The following is a 13937-nucleotide window of genomic DNA, read 5'->3' as shown; positions in this document are numbered from 1 at the left end:
GGCGACGAGGTTTGGTATGTCCTTACCGCCCACAGTATGACTATAGCGGGCAGCCCGATGACAGTGACAGCCCAGTGTAGTATGTTGCCTTTGCCAGAAGTGATACATTTCTGGTAAAACATTGTAAAAATGTGACACACTTCGAAAACATACTTTCCGGAGGGTGGCGTTCCGTCCTGCTGGGGCGAACTTTGATCCAGATCAAGGCCGCACCGCGCTTCCGGCGGACAATTTCTTTGTTGCAGGAAGACATAATGTGACGGAGTGAGAGGGTAAGTTTTGGGCGGAAACACAAAGAAGACAGTGCCGGACGCAGCAGCGCTACCGAACGAGGGTGCCGCGCCATTGTCGGGAAACGAAGCCATTGCGCGCGGTGCCTGGGAAGGTGGGGTGCGCGTCGCCGCGGCCTATCCCGGTACGCCGAGCACCGAGATTCTTGAAGCCCTGGCAGAATATCCGCGCGACGATGTGCATGCGCAATGGTCGACTAACGAGAAGGTCGCGGTCGATGTCGCCATCGGCGCTTCGTTCTCAGGCGTACGCGCGCTCTCGGCGATGAAGCATGTGGGACTCAACGTTGCTGCCGATGCGCTGATGTCGCAGACGTATATCGGTGTCAACGGCGGGCTGGTGCTGGCGGTAGCGGACGATCCGGGCATCCACTCTTCACAGAACGAGCAGGACACGCGGCTCTTCGCCCGGTTTGCCCAGGTGCCGGTGTTGGAGCCGTCCGATGCGGAGGAAGCGCGCATCTTCACCGCGCTTGCCTTCGAGATCAGTGAGGAATTCGACACGCCGGTGATCCTGCGCTCGACGACGAGACTGTCGCACACGCGCAGCACCGTGTCGCTGCAACCACGCGTGGAGAAGGACGGCGGCGAGTTTGTCGACGATCCGGTCAAAAACGTGATTATCCCGGCTCATGCCCGTCGCCGCCATCCGCTGGTGCTGGAGCGCGAGGCCGCGCTGGAGCGTTACTTCGACGACTCGCCGTTGACGCGCTGGGAGAAGGGTAGCACCGATTACGGAATCATCACCCACAGCACGGCCTATGCCTATGTCAAAGAGGTGGCGCCTGACGCACACGTGCTCAAGCTCGGTGCGTCCTATCCGTTGGCCCGTGAGACCGTGCGCAAGTTCTGTGACTCGGTCACGCGCGTGATCGTGGTCGAGGAACTCGAGCCACTACTTGAGACAGAGATCCGCGCTATGGGCATTGTCATCGAAGGTAAGGATTTCGTACCGCGCGCGGGCGAGCTGTCGCCTGAGATCGTGCGCGGCGCGCTGGCCGAGGCGGGTTTGATCCCGGCCGAGGACGCGCCCCTGGCACTTGATGCTGTGGCCGAGCTTGCCCGCCCGCCAGTGCTCTGCGCTGGCTGCCCGCATATGACCTCCTATTTCACCGCGCGCAATCTCGGTGCGCGCATCACCGGCGACATTGGCTGCTATACGCTGGCGGCGCTCGACCCTTTGCAGGCGATCGACACCACTGTTGCCATGGGCTCAGGGATAGGCAATGCGGTAGGCATGGCCATGTCGGGCACAGAAGAAAAGCCGATTGTCGCCACCATCGGCGATTCGACCTTCCTCCATTCCGGTATCCCGCCGCTGATTGACGCGATTTATAACCAGGCCAACATCACCGTGCTATTGCTGGATAATCACATCACGGCGATGACCGGCGGCCAGGATCATCCCGGCACCGGGCGCACCCTGGCCGGAGAGGAAGTGACAGCGGTTGATTACGAGAAGATCGTGCGTGCGCTCGGCGTCGAGTTCGTCCGCCACGTTGATCCCTACGACATGTCAGACGTGCAGCGCACTTGCGCCGATGCCATCGCTTTTGAGGGTGTCTCTGTGGTCATTGCTGATCGCCCGTGCGTGCTTGATCCGGTTAAGATCAAGGGTCCGGCACTAAATGTGAAGGAGGAGAACTGTACCGCTTGTCAGGCCTGCATGAACATCGGATGCCCAGCTATTACTTGGTCCGATACCTTATTTGAGGGCCATCACAAGGTGTGTATCGATGAGGAAATGTGCATCGGCTGTACGCTCTGCGCTCAGCTCTGCACCAGTGGCTGTATAACCGTCCCAGAGGCGACGGTTGCGGCCTCGGCCTGAGTGATGTCCGAGCCCACCAACGTTCTCATCGTCGGCGTCGGCGGCCAGGGCGTGATCATGCTTTCGAAGGTCCTGGCGACGCTGTGCCAGGAGCGTGGGCTCGCTGTCAAGCAGAGCGAGGTGCACGGTATGGCCAAGCGCGGCGGCGCCGTGTTCAGCCATGTGCGCTTTGGCGAACAGGTCTGGTCGCCAACTATTCCCAAAGGCAAGGCTGATCTACTGATCGCGCTCGAATGGGCTGAGGCCTTGCGTTGGCTTGACTATCTCGAGCCTGAGCATGGTGTGTTGATCGCCGACACCAAGCGCATTGTGCCACCGTTCTCCTGTCGTGACCGCCGCGTCGGTGCTACATCGAGCTATGTCGAGGGCGCCCCTGCCGAAGTGATCGAGCAGGTTGCCGAAGGCTATGCGCTGGATGCTAGCGGCATGGCACGCGAGCTTGGCAACGAGCGCGCGGCTAATACGGTTCTGCTCGGCGCTCTCTCGACCAAGCTGCCGTTCTCCGAGGACGAGTGGCGCGGGACCCTCTCGCGCTTCGTGCCACCTAAGACCGTCAAGGTCAATCGTGCCGCCTTTGATGAGGGCCGCGATTGGGTGTCAGGTAGGCGCGACGGTGAGGCTCCAACCGCGCCGAAATTGCCAGATATGATATCACGAGCCAGGCCGGGAGCGGGCGAGAAGCTCGATATCGAGATCGTTCCCGAATGGTGCAAGGGCTGCGATATTTGCGTGCGCATCTGCCCTGAGCGCTGCCTTGCGCTCAATTCAGAGCAAGTGGTGGTGTTGATCGACCGGAAGGCTTGCACTGGCTGTCGCCTCTGCGAATGGCTCTGCCCCGATTTTGCCATAGCCGTGCGACATTCCTATGTCGCTGAGGCGGTAGCATGAAGCCCGGTCTGCGCGGCATCCAGGGCAATCATGCCTGTGCCTTCGGCGCCGTCGCCGCAGGTTGCCGTTTCTTCGCCGGCTATCCGATCACACCGTCCTCCGAGATTGCCGAGAAGATGGCCACGCTTTTGCCGAAGGTCAACGGCACTTTTGTGCAGATGGAGGATGAAATTGCCTCGATGGCAGCGGTGATCGGTGCCTCGATGGGCGGTGAGATGGCGATGACCGCGACTAGCGGTCCCGGCTTCTCCCTCAAGCAGGAGAATCTCGGCTATGCGGCGCTCGCCGAGGTGCCGTGTGTGGTGGTCGACGTGATGCGTGGCGGTCCCAGCACGGGCATGCCGACGCGACCTGCCCAGGGCGATATCATGCAGGCTCGCTGGGGCACCCATGGCGACCATCCTATCATCGTGCTGGCGCCGGGCTCGGCGCAGGAGATCCACGACCAGACGATCCGGGCTTTTGCGTTGGCCGAGCAGCTGCGGGTGCCCGTGGTGCTGCTCTACGACGAGATCCTGGGGCATCTACTTGAATCCGTGACCCTGACCGAAGACGCGGCCGTGCTGCATCGGGTATGGGCGAGCGGCCGCCCTGAGGACTACCGGCCCTATGCCACGGGCGACGATTTGGTCCCGGCGATGGCCCGGCCCAGCGACGGCTATCGTGCGCATACCACCGGCCTGACCCATGGTGAGGACGGCTTTCCAACCCAAGAGCCGGCGGAGGCCGAGGCCGCGACCCGACGCTTGCTTGACAAGCTCGAACACCACGCCGAGACCATCGAGGCTGTCGATTGCGAAGAGGTGGACGACGCGGAGGTGCTTGTTGTCGCTATCGGCATTGTGGGCCGCGCGGCGCGACGTGCCGTGCGCGAGGCACGAGAGGACGGCATTCGCGCCGGCCTGTTTCGCCCCATCACCCTATGGCCGTTCCCCGAGCGTGCCTTTGCCGCAGCCGTGCGCGGTGTGCGCGCCGTTCTGGTGCCGGAAATGAATGCTGGCCAGCTCAGGCTCGAGATCGAGCGGCTGTGTCCTGACGGCGCAACCGTGTGCGGGCTAGAGCGCCTAGACGGCGAGGCTGTGGAGCCGCAAGCCATAACAAAGGCCTTGGCAACTTTGATGAAAGGAGGGCCGTCGTGATCGACGAAGCCGAGCTCGCGTCCTTCGACATCCAGGACTATCTGCGCCTGTCGATGATGCCGCATTTTCTCTGTCCTGGCTGCGGCCACGGTATTGCGCTGCGGGCCTTGCTCTGGGGGCTGCATGAGAGAGAGGTGGACAAAGACAATTTGGCTGTGGTCTCCGGTATCGGCTGCTCGGGCCGTCTCGGCGCCTATATCGACGCCAACACCTTCCACGTCACCCATGGTCGGCCTTTAGCCTTCGCTACTGGACTCAAGCTCGCACGGCCCGATTTGACCGTGGTCGTCATCACCGGTGACGGTGATTGTCTGGCCATCGGCGGCAATCACCTGATCCATGCCTGTCGGCGCAATCTCGACATCACCTGCATGATGCTTAACAACGAGGTCTACGGCATGACCGGTGGTCAACTCTCACCGACCACGGGAGAGGGCCGCTATACCACGACGACCCCTCACGGCAATCCGGAGCCGGGCTTCGATGCTTGCGCCCTAGCCGAGGCCGCAGGGGCGGGGTTGGTCGGGCGCGGGCTGACGCGTCAGGTGTCGGCGTTGAAAGACCTCTTCGTCGATGCGCTCGGCCACGACGGTTTCTCCTTCATCGAGGTGATCTCCGATTGCACCGAGATTTACGGCCGCAAGAATGACCTCGGTAGCTCGGCAACCATGGTTATGAACCAGGTTGCTGGCATGCGGCCCGAGGTCGATTCCAATATCGTCGATCAGCCCTTTCGGCCGACGGCCTTGCGCACCGGTGTTGTGGCCAGGAACGCGCGTCCCGAATATGGCGCCGCCTGGCGTGCCCATTGTGCTCGGGTCAATGGCTGAGGCGATCGCAGGGCGTCTCGAAGTCCGCTTCGGCGGCTCTGGCGGGCAGGGGTTGCAGCTCTCAGCCCGTATTCTGGCCACGGTAGCTATGCTCGACGGTCGTCAAGTGGCGCAATCTCAGCACTACGAGCCGACGTCGCGCGGTGGCCTCAGCCGCTCCGACGTGGTGATCGACAGCGACGCCATCGACTATCCGTTGGTGGTCGGGCTCGATGCCCTGGTGGTGCTTGATCAGGTCGCGGTAGTGCCGTCGCTGCCATTGCTGCGGCCCTCGGCAGCGGTGATCGCGGATTCCGCTCGCGTCGACGATCTGCCGGACGGCATTGCTCTGACCAGCCTGCCGCTGATCGCTACGGCGCGCGATCTCGGCAATCCGCGCGGTGCCAATATCGTGGCGCTCGGCGCGCTGGCGGCGCTGCTTTCGCTGGGGGGACGCGATCGCTTTGACGAGGCGATCCGCCAGGAGATGCCGCGGCGCTTGCAGGACATCAATCTGAAAACGCTCGCGGTCGGCCGCGACCTCGCCAAATCGGCGGCGGAGGTGAAGAGCGCGTAGTGCCGGATAAGGGTGGCTAGCCTTTAACCATGTGCGCGGCGCCGATAATATGTTTCACATACATTGCGCTGACCTTTTGTCAGTTCGCCACGTTGTCGTCATTGAGCGCCGTGCGGGAGATCTCGCGCTCGCACGGCACATAGAGGCAGTCGAACATCAAGTTCAAAATGGCCACGCGAAGCGGGGCCGACATCTTGATGCGCCAGCGTAGGCCGGCTGCGCTTGGGTCATGTTGCTCTGTCCGCCAACAGCTCCATGCGTGTTTGAGTGCCGAAAGAAGCCGGGCTTCTGGGTCGGCGTCTGCGATGTCATCCGCGAAAGCACCTCAGGCCCGCACCGCACTTCACTAGCCGCCTGCCAAGCGTCACAATGGCGCCATGCCACGAGGTGGAGGTGACGATGGTCGATGACGTCAAGACCCGCAAAAGGATCGTTATAGACGAGGCGGAGCTGCGGCAGCGCCTGACGCCCGAGCAATATGAGATGGCGCGCCGCAAAGGTACGGAGCCTGCGTTTAGTGGCAAATACTGGGATACCAAGACGCCCGGGGTTTACCGTTGCGTCTGCTGCAACGAGCTGTTGTTCGATGCGGCAGACAAGTTCGATTCCGGTACCGGCTGGCCGAGCTTTAGCCAACCCATTGCCAATGCGCCCGTGGCGACCGAGCGCGACACCAGCTACGGCATGATCCGCACGGAAGTAGTGTGCGGGTGCTGCGACGGCCATCTCGGGCATGTCTTCGACGACGGCCCAGCGCCGACCGGCCTACGCTACTGTCTAAACTCAGCATCGCTGACGTTCGACCCCTCGGGCTGAACCGCATGCTGCGCCGCGCCCTGCCGTGGCTGGCGGTTGCTGGCCTTTTTGTCGTTCTGGCGCTGGTGGCGCGCGTGGAACGGGAGGACGGACCGCAGGCGCCGCTTAATGTGCTGGTGTTGACGGTCGAGAGCTTCCGTGCCGACGCCCTCGCCGCAGCGCCCGGGCTGCTGCGTCTGGCGGTGCGAAACGGCATTCGCTACAACGCCCATCGGGCGGTTTCGGCCTGGACCGGATCCAATGTCTTGACCTTGCTGACTGGCCTGTCTCCGTTACAGCATAACGTTCATAGCCGTGGACAACTAATTGATGAACAACAAGAACTGCCGTTAGAAACTCTCGCTGATCAGGGCTGGCGAGTGGCCGGTCTGCAGGCCTTCATGCGCATTCCGCTGTTCAACCAGCTGGGGCTCAGCCGCGAGGGCGTGGTGGGTGAGGTTGGCCAGCAGCCGCACGATTGGCTGAGGGCGCGGGCCGCGACCGGTGAGCCGTTTGTCCTTTGGTACCACTACCTCCACAGCCATCTTCCCTATCGCCCCAGCTCGGATTTTGACGTCGATTGGCGGGCCCTGTTGCCGCCCGGGCGCGAGGCGGACGAGCGTTTCGCCGCTTTGCGTGAGCGCGGCCGTCTGGAGACCGGAACGGTGGTCTTCGAGGCCGATGAGCTGCCGGCGATACGGGCCTTGTACGAGGCTGGTATTGCCGAGTTCGATGCATGGTTCGCTGGGCTCTGGGCCGTGCTCGAAGAGACCAACTTGGCACGCAACACAGTGGTCGTGGTCACCGCCGACCATGGCGAGGAGCTGCTCGAGCGCGGCGAGGTGGGGCACGCCTCGACCACACTTGCCGGGCACCTGTACGAGGAGGTGGTGCGATTGCCGTTGATCCTTTTTCTGCCCCCTAGCGTCTCCGGGTCGCCGCCGGGCAGCGTAATCGACGGGCCGAGCGATCATCGCGACATCATGCCGACGCTGCTGGCCCTGCTAGGTCAGCCCTTGCCGGCAATCCTTGGTGGTGCGGACCTGCTGCGGTTGCCGGGTGCGCGGGCATGGAACGGCGTCACTAGTGGCGCCGGCTATTCTGAGCCCGAGCCTGACCATCCGGCGGCGATGATTTATGCTCGCCGTGAGGGGCGCTGGAAGCTGCAGCTGAGCGAACCGGGCGAGGGCACAGCCCTGTACGACCTCGATGCTGATCCCGGCGAGCGCGCGAATGTTGCCGCTGCCTATCCGGATGTCGTCACGTCCATGCTGAAAGGCCTTGCGGCGGAGCGCGCACAGGCCTTACCGCTTGCGGTGAAGACCGCTGGCACCGGTGCTGGCTCGCGGCCACGCTGGCTGCGGCCATCGGCCAGCGGCGTCTTCGGCTACGACCGCATCGGCGGGCGCTTCTCACTGGAATGGCAGGGGCCGGCCGAGGCCGATTATGTGCTCGCTTACCGCTATCGCGACGGCGCCGGCTTGCTGGAAGGCGAGATTCCAGTTAGCGGCACGGTCTACGATTTCGGCGCCATAGACCGTCGCTACTGGCAGACCTGGGTGGCGCCAAATGGCCCTTACCGCGTGCGGGTCGGCTATGCCGGTGAAACGCCCCGCTGGAGCGAATGGCTGGAGCTCATCGCCGTTGAGTAACGGAAAATTTGGTGCCGGGTTCCCCAGTTTCACCGGGGCGGAGGCTTACGGGCGGGTTTTGGGCTCGACTTCTCGCGTTAAAGGGTGAGGTCGGTGGTGGCCTCAAAGCTAATTGCGAAGGCTGTCGAGCCGAGCGCCGTGCGCAAGGCACGATATTCTGGCTTGAGACGGATACAGGATCCGTCGCTGAGCCAAAGCTGGCCCTTCCTGGGTTTCTGGGGTGCACTTTTAGCCCCTCACGTTGCCACAGACACTCGACCCGCTTGTCTTTGATCGAAATCAAGCCCGTTCGCATCCGAGTCGAGTATCAAACGGTACTCGCATGTGTTGTTGGGGGGGGGCTCCAGGATGGCGTTGACTCAGGGACAGGTGAATACGTTCAAGGGAAAAGGGTTCTTCGTCATCAAGGGGTTTTTCAATCCCTCGGAAGTGGCGCAGATCTCCGCCTGGCTGGACGAGCTGCGCGACAAGCAGCCTGCCTCCGGTGAGGAAGCCAAGTACTACGAAATTAGCCCTATCAGCGACGAGAATATCCTGGTGCGAATCGAAAACGTGATCGGCGACCATAACCGCGTCGCATCAGACCTGCTGATCTCGGATAAGACCGAAGACTGTCTCGCCCAGCTTCTCGGTGAAGCGCCGCTGCTGTTCAAGGAGAAAGTCAACTACAAGCTTCCCGGCTGCCGCCCCGACCAGTTGCACCAAGATCAAGCCGCCGGTTGGAATACCTACTGCGATTTTTTCATCACCATGGGCATCGCGGTAGACGAGAACCGCCTCGACAATGGCGCCTTGAGTTTCATGTGCTCAGGCAACTACAAAAGAGCGCTGATGACGGAGGAATGGCAGCCCCTGACCGAGGCCGACCCACCCTATGAGCCCGCAGACGAATACGTGCTGTTGGAGGCCGACCCCGGCGACGTGATCTTTTTCGACTGCTATGTGCCGCACGGATCCCCAGCCAACACGGGCAGCCGTAGTCGACGCAACGTATTTCTGACCTTCAACCGGGCCTCGGACGGTGACATGCGCGCCCGATACTATCATGACAAATGGCAGAGCTACCCGCCCAACCAGGCGCAGGAGGCTCGCACGAAGGAAACCTTCAGAGTATGAGGCGCTGAGCTTCGCTGTCAGGCGTCCTTCACCCACTTCATGATGTGCTCGGCGACCGCGACCGTGTCGCCGTGCTGGTTGATCGCCGTGACATCGGAGCGGCTGCGACGTCGCTCGGTATCAGTATCCTTGATCTGATAGGTCACGGTAACGGTGTCGCCGATGAACACTGGGGCGATAAAGCGCACCCGGTCGTAGCCGAGCGAGACGGCGGTCTCGTCGCTGCTCTCACTGCCGGACTTGTCGATCATCATCGAAGACGTGGTGGACATGTAGCCCATTAGCAGCACGCCGTGGGCGATGCGCTGGCCGTAGGCGGAGCCCTTCATGTACTGGTCGTTGACATGCACGTTGGCAAAGTCGCCGGTAATACCGGCAAAGCCGTACACGTCGGACTCGCCGACCGTCTTCGAGAACGATACGATGTCACCGATGGCGACATGGAAATCTGACATGTGATGGCTCCATCATTTGAGGCTCGAGAAAAGCATAATGGCGAATGCGTGGCGAGGCGCAATCCGCTATGGCATTAAGTAACTAATTAGTTTTAGTTGTGATGATCCAACGGCCCTCGTCCGTAGCCTAAAAGAATCTCCCATGGCCTCACGATGCTATTTTCTTACCGGTGATGTGACCGGTGCCGTGGTCGCTGTCTACCGTATGAAAAGCAGCCATAGATCTTGCCTGGCTCATGAATCGGAAACGGCTATGCTACCTGCCCCTGCCATGGCCGCGATGGCCGCATCGTCGTAGCCAATCTCTCCCAGTACTTCCGCTGTCTGGGCGCCGATGGGCTGCGGCGGACGACGTACGCCGGGCCGTTTGCCGTCATAGCGCGCGGGATGGCCGAGCAGGGTAATGGGCTCGCCGTTGGCACCGTCCACGGTCATGAACGAGCCGTTATGCACGACCTGTGGGTCAGTCATCACCGCCGCGTAATCATTGACCCGCGCATACCATAGGGACTGGGCTTCGAGCCGCGCTTCGATCTCATCGTTAGACCAACCGGCGACCTGCGTCTGAATCAACGCTGCGATCTCACGGTTGCGGCTGAAGGTCTCGGCATCCGAGAAATCCGCAAGTGCCGGCAAGTCGATCGCCGTGGCGAGAGTTTCCATGGCGCCAAGCGAGATGGCCATGTGACCGTCCGCAGTCTCGTAGATACCGTAGGGCGCCGCATAGTACCAGCCCGCGATATTGGCCGGCGGCCTTAGTGATACCGGTTCCCCATTGGCCCAGCAGACCAGGGACTCGCATTGTATGTCGAGGCCCGCCGAAAGCAGGTCCACCTCCACACGACAGCCCTCTCCGGTGCGCCCGCGGCGCACCAGCGCAGCGAGGATCGCCATGGCGAGAATTTGTGCGCCGTGGTGATCGACGGCTGAGACGCCCACCGGGATCGGTGCTTGCTGGTCGTTGCCGTTGATCATAGCCAGGCCCGACATGGCTTGTACCACGAGGTCTTGGCCCGGGCGCTCGCGGTAGGGACCGTCGCCACCATAGCCCGAAGCCGAGGCATAGATGACGCCGGCATTGATTTTCTTAGCGTCTTCGTAGCCGAAGCCGAACTTGTCCATCACGCCGGGGCGGAAGTTCTCGCAGATCACGTCGCTCTTGGCGATCAGCCGGTGCACAATCTCCTTGCCTTCCTCGGACTTTAAGTCGATCGCGATATTGCGCTTGTTGCGGTTGGCGCAGAGGTGCAGCAGAGATTCCCCATCCGCGCGCCGGTTAGCGCCGCTCCATTTGCGCTGGAAGCCGCCGCTCACGGGCTCTACCGCGATGACGTCGGCGCCGAGATCGCCGAGCACCTGCATGCCCATCGGTCCGAGTAGGAAATGATTGAAGCTGAGCACGCGGATGCCGTCGAGCATGGTCATGGCTTTGTTCCTTGAAAGGTTGTCAGACGGGTGTATCAAAATAGAGGGTGGCGAGCGCGGTGCCATCCTCGTCGCCGTGACCGCGCTGCACCATGAGGCGGTGCAACTCGAGCGCCGTCGCTGTCATCGGCATTGCCGTGGTGGTTTCGCGCGCCAGCGCCAGAACGGTGTCGAGATCCTTGAGCATGGTGCGGATATGGGCTTCGACGAAGAAGTCACCGGCGACCATCTTCGGAAAGAACTGTTGCAGGAGCAAGGAATCCGCGCGACCCCCTGCCAGCGCTTCGGGAATCCGCGCGGCATCTATGCCGGCGCGCGTGGCAAGCGCTGCGGCCTCCGACAGAACCGCAACCACGCAGCCGACTAGGACCTGGTTGATGAGCTTGGTCGCCTGGCCGGCTCCGTTCGTGCCCATAAGACTGAAGCGCTGGGCGAGATGCGCGACAATTGGCTCTGCGTGCGCGAAGTCCGCCTCGCTGCCGCCGGCCATTACCGTCAGCTTGCCGCTCTCGGCCCCGGCGACACCACCAGAGACCGGCGCGTCGATCCAGCCCATGCCGGTTTTGTCGCGCAACCGCGCGGCCATATCGCGCGCGGCCTCTGGGCGGATCGAGGACATGTCGACGAGCAGCTTGCCTGGCCCGGCACCGGTGGCCAGCCCGTTCTCACCGAATACTACGGCCTCCACCGCTTCCGTATCGGACAGGCAAGTGAAAACGATATCCGCGTCGCGCGCCACCTGGGCCGCGGTCTCCACGGCGCGAGCGCCCGCCGCCTTGGCGGCTTCGAGCTTGGCCGGGCTCCGGCCCCAGATGCTGAGCGGAAAGCCGGCATTGGCGAGGCGCAGCGCCATCGGTCCGCCCATCATGCCGAGGCCAATATAACCGAGATTCGGTTTTTGATTGCTCATCGCGTCGCGCTCCCTTCAGGCCATCGCATGGAGCGTAACCAATAGGCCTTGGTATATGCTAGGGGAAGGGAGGATTTCCATGACAGACGTTCTAACCAAATTGTTGCGAGACGAGGGCGTGCTTCTGCTAACCCTCAACCGCCCACGCCAGCGCAATGCCCTGAGCGGCGAGCTGATCCACGCCATTGCAGAAACGCTGAGCGTCGCGGCCGGTGACGATGCTGTTCGTTGCGCGGTGATCACCGGCAGCGATGGCGTATTCTCGGCTGGTGCCGACATCAAGGAGTTCATCGCCAACGGCATCGATGCGCTCGACAATGTCGGACGTAACGCAGACTGGGCGCGCATCGAGCGTTTTCCCAAACCCCTACTTGCTGCCGTGGAGGGCTTTGCCTTCGGTGGCGGGCACGAACTAATGCTGCTGGCCGACGTCATCGTTGCGGCAGAGGATGCTCGCTTCGGCCAGCCCGAGATCGATATCGGCGTGTTGCCTGGCGACGGCGGTACACAACGGGTGACGCGCATCGCCGGCAAGCCGCTAGCTATGCTGATGATCATGGGCGGCGAGCCGATCGACGCGCGGACCGCCCTCGCGGCCGGGCTGGTCTCCAAGCTGGTGGTGCCCGGTACAGCCTGCGACGAGGCGATGGCCTTGGCCCAAGTGCTCGCCGCCAAGCCGCCGGTAGCCTTGCGCATGGCCAAGCAGGCCGTGCTCGCGGCCTATGAGACCTCGCTTGCTGCCGGCACAGTCATGGAGCGCCAGGCGGTCTGCCGTGCTTTCGAGACCGAGGACAGAATCGAGGGCATGACGGCCTTCAAAGAGAAGCGCGATCCGGTATTCAAGGGGAGGTGAAAATGCGCAAGACTAAGAAGACGGTCCGCGCTGGCCTCATCGGCTCGGGCTTTGCAGCCAGCCTGCACATAGAGGCGGCGGCCCGCGTCTACGGCACAAATGTCGAGATTGTCGGCGTGTATTCACCGACCAAGGCCAATGCCAGGCACTTTGCCGGGGTCCACGGCCTTGATGTGCTCGCCAGCGCCGAGGCGGTCATCGACCTGGCGGACGTGACGCATATCTGCACGCCGCCCGCAACGCACGAACCGCTGGCTGTCGCGGCGCTGGCTAAGGGCAAACATGTCATCGTGGAGAAGCCGCTGACTGGCTCGTTCGGTGATGGGGATGCGCCCAAGGAGTTAGAGCTGACCGGGGCGCTTGCCAGCATTCAGCGCATGCTCGAAGCTGAGGCTGTGAGTGCCGGTCGCATTCTCTATGCCGAGAACTGGGTCTACGCACCGTCGATCCAGAAAGAGCGCGAGATCCTCGAGAAGACCGGCGCGCAGATCCTCTGGATGCATGGTGAGGAGGCGCATTCGGGCTCGCATGCTGAGGCCTATGGCTTCTCGCACCTTGGCGGCGGCGGCTCGATGATCGGCAAGGGTTGTCACCCGCTCACCGCGGCGCTCTACCTGAAGCGTGTCGAGGGGTTAAGTCGTGACGGCAAGGCGATACGCCCCGCGGCGGTCAGCGCCCGCACCCACGCCATCACCAAGCTCGCGGCCTATCGCGACGAAGGCCACTTGCGTAGCGACTACCACGACATCGAGGATTTCTCGGTCATGCACGTGGTTTTCGAGGACGGCGCGATAGCCGACATCTACGCTTCCGAGATCGTCATGGGCGGAATCCACAACTGGCTCGATGTCTGCGCTAACAATCACCGCGCCCGCTGCAACATCAATCCCAATACGGCGATGGAGACCTACAACCCGGTCGAGGCGGCGTTCGACGATATCTACGTGGTGGAGAAGATCGGCACCAAGCAGGGCTGGGCCCCAACCGCACCCGACGAGGATCACACCACAGGTTTCCCACAGGAAATTGAGGCGTTCTATCGTACCGTAGCCTATGGCGATGACGTCGAAAGCGATTCCCGGCTCGCCGCGAACTGCATCTCAACCGTCTACAGTGCCTACCTCTCGGCAGAGCGCAAGGGCGCGGAAGTTGACGTGACAGCATTCTGAGGAGCAATGAAAGTGAGAGGTCCGGCAC

13 protein-coding genes and 1 pseudogene are annotated in these 13937 nt (G+C 62.4%); 10 read left to right on the top strand and 4 right to left on the bottom strand.

Annotated features, from left to right (window positions below):
• The first annotated feature begins 303 nt into the window (after positions 1-303).
• The 7 genes from iorA to QF629_01845 all read left to right on the top strand — a co-directional run bounded on the left by iorA (position 304) and on the right by QF629_01845 (position 7981).
• Positions 304-2121 carry an indolepyruvate ferredoxin oxidoreductase subunit alpha gene (iorA, locus tag QF629_01875; protein MDP6012283.1) on the top strand — a complete coding sequence of 606 codons (1818 nt, stop codon included), beginning with the start codon at positions 304-306 and terminating at the stop codon, positions 2119-2121.
• A 3-nt stretch (positions 2122-2124) separates the two neighbouring features.
• Complete coding sequence (locus tag QF629_01870) at positions 2125-3009, top strand: 2-oxoacid:acceptor oxidoreductase family protein (GenBank protein MDP6012282.1); 885 nt, start codon at positions 2125-2127, stop codon at positions 3007-3009.
• The gene (locus QF629_01865; GenBank protein MDP6012281.1) at positions 3006-4148 is read left to right on the top strand and encodes a 2-oxoacid:acceptor oxidoreductase subunit alpha; all 1143 of its coding nucleotides are present in this window, start codon (positions 3006-3008) and stop codon (positions 4146-4148) included. Before QF629_01870 ends, QF629_01865 begins: the two co-directional genes overlap by 4 nt.
• 53 nt (positions 4149-4201) lie before the next feature.
• Positions 4202-4978: a thiamine pyrophosphate-dependent enzyme gene (locus QF629_01860; GenBank protein MDP6012280.1), complete on the top strand. Its 777-nt coding sequence runs from the start codon at positions 4202-4204 to the stop codon at positions 4976-4978.
• Complete coding sequence (locus QF629_01855) at positions 4971-5534, top strand: 2-oxoacid:acceptor oxidoreductase family protein (GenBank protein ID MDP6012279.1); 564 nt, start codon at positions 4971-4973, stop codon at positions 5532-5534. Before QF629_01860 ends, QF629_01855 begins: the two co-directional genes overlap by 8 nt.
• A gap of 399 nt (positions 5535-5933) precedes the next feature.
• Positions 5934-6350 carry a peptide-methionine (R)-S-oxide reductase MsrB gene (gene msrB / locus QF629_01850; GenBank protein MDP6012278.1) on the top strand — a complete coding sequence of 139 codons (417 nt, stop codon included), beginning with the start codon at positions 5934-5936 and terminating at the stop codon, positions 6348-6350.
• 5 nt (positions 6351-6355) lie between these two features.
• Positions 6356-7981 (top strand): sulfatase-like hydrolase/transferase, encoded by a 1626-nt coding sequence (locus tag QF629_01845; protein ID MDP6012277.1) that lies wholly within the window; start codon positions 6356-6358, stop codon positions 7979-7981.
• Between the two features lie 152 nt (positions 7982-8133).
• Here the strand turns inward: QF629_01845 and QF629_01840 are convergent.
• Positions 8134-8258: pseudogene (locus QF629_01840) on the bottom strand (IS3 family transposase).
• Positions 8259-8329: 71 nt separating this feature from the next.
• Here QF629_01840 and QF629_01835 point away from each other — a divergent pair.
• Positions 8330-9097: a phytanoyl-CoA dioxygenase family protein gene (locus QF629_01835; protein ID MDP6012276.1), complete on the top strand. Its 768-nt coding sequence runs from the start codon at positions 8330-8332 to the stop codon at positions 9095-9097.
• 17 nt (positions 9098-9114) lie between these two features.
• Here the strand turns inward: QF629_01835 and QF629_01830 are convergent, their stop codons facing one another.
• The 3 genes from QF629_01830 to QF629_01820 all read right to left on the bottom strand — a co-directional run bounded on the left by QF629_01830 (position 9115) and on the right by QF629_01820 (position 11887).
• Positions 9115-9552, bottom strand: a complete 438-nt coding sequence (locus tag QF629_01830; protein ID MDP6012275.1) for a MaoC/PaaZ C-terminal domain-containing protein — start codon at positions 9550-9552, stop codon at positions 9115-9117.
• A 234-nt stretch (positions 9553-9786) separates the two neighbouring features.
• Entirely contained in the window at positions 9787-10977 is a 1191-nt protein-coding gene (locus QF629_01825; GenBank protein MDP6012274.1) for a CoA transferase, read from the bottom strand.
• 22 nt (positions 10978-10999) lie between these two features.
• On the bottom strand, positions 11000-11887 hold the full coding sequence (locus QF629_01820; protein MDP6012273.1) for an NAD(P)-dependent oxidoreductase: 888 nt from the start codon (positions 11885-11887) through the stop codon (positions 11000-11002).
• A 79-nt stretch (positions 11888-11966) separates the two neighbouring features.
• Here QF629_01820 and QF629_01815 point away from each other — a divergent pair, with 79 nt between their 5' ends.
• Together QF629_01815 and QF629_01810 are read left to right on the top strand one after the other, a co-directional pair.
• A complete protein-coding gene (locus QF629_01815; GenBank protein ID MDP6012272.1) occupies positions 11967-12740 on the top strand; it encodes an enoyl-CoA hydratase-related protein in 774 nt (257 codons plus the stop codon).
• A gap of 2 nt (positions 12741-12742) precedes the next feature.
• Positions 12743-13909 (top strand): Gfo/Idh/MocA family oxidoreductase, encoded by a 1167-nt coding sequence (locus QF629_01810; GenBank protein ID MDP6012271.1) that lies wholly within the window; start codon positions 12743-12745, stop codon positions 13907-13909.
• Positions 13910-13937 lie beyond the last annotated feature (28 nt).

It is taken from the genome of Alphaproteobacteria bacterium (assembly GCA_030739735.1).
Lineage (GTDB): Bacteria > Pseudomonadota > Alphaproteobacteria > UBA7887 > UBA7887 > UBA7887.
The sequence above is the reverse complement of the archived record's forward strand: the minus strand, read 5'-3'. Positions and strand labels throughout refer to the sequence as shown.

Coding starts and splice junctions, on each gene's coding strand:
- QF629_01835 (MDP6012276.1), top strand. CDS start 8,330: ATGGCGTTGACTCAGGGACAGGTGAATACGTTCAAGGGAAAAGGGTTC.
- QF629_01815 (MDP6012272.1), top strand. CDS start 11,967: ATGACAGACGTTCTAACCAAATTGTTGCGAGACGAGGGCGTGCTTCTG.
- QF629_01820 (MDP6012273.1), bottom strand. CDS start 11,887: ATGAGCAATCAAAAACCGAATCTCGGTTATATTGGCCTCGGCATGATG.
- QF629_01870 (MDP6012282.1), top strand. CDS start 2,125: ATGTCCGAGCCCACCAACGTTCTCATCGTCGGCGTCGGCGGCCAGGGC.
- QF629_01810 (MDP6012271.1), top strand. CDS start 12,743: ATGCGCAAGACTAAGAAGACGGTCCGCGCTGGCCTCATCGGCTCGGGC.
- QF629_01830 (MDP6012275.1), bottom strand. CDS start 9,552: ATGTCAGATTTCCATGTCGCCATCGGTGACATCGTATCGTTCTCGAAG.
- QF629_01865 (MDP6012281.1), top strand. CDS start 3,006: ATGAAGCCCGGTCTGCGCGGCATCCAGGGCAATCATGCCTGTGCCTTC.
- QF629_01855 (MDP6012279.1), top strand. CDS start 4,971: ATGGCTGAGGCGATCGCAGGGCGTCTCGAAGTCCGCTTCGGCGGCTCT.
- msrB (MDP6012278.1), top strand. CDS start 5,934: ATGGTCGATGACGTCAAGACCCGCAAAAGGATCGTTATAGACGAGGCG.
- QF629_01860 (MDP6012280.1), top strand. CDS start 4,202: ATGATGCCGCATTTTCTCTGTCCTGGCTGCGGCCACGGTATTGCGCTG.
- QF629_01825 (MDP6012274.1), bottom strand. CDS start 10,977: ATGACCATGCTCGACGGCATCCGCGTGCTCAGCTTCAATCATTTCCTA.
- QF629_01845 (MDP6012277.1), top strand. CDS start 6,356: ATGCTGCGCCGCGCCCTGCCGTGGCTGGCGGTTGCTGGCCTTTTTGTC.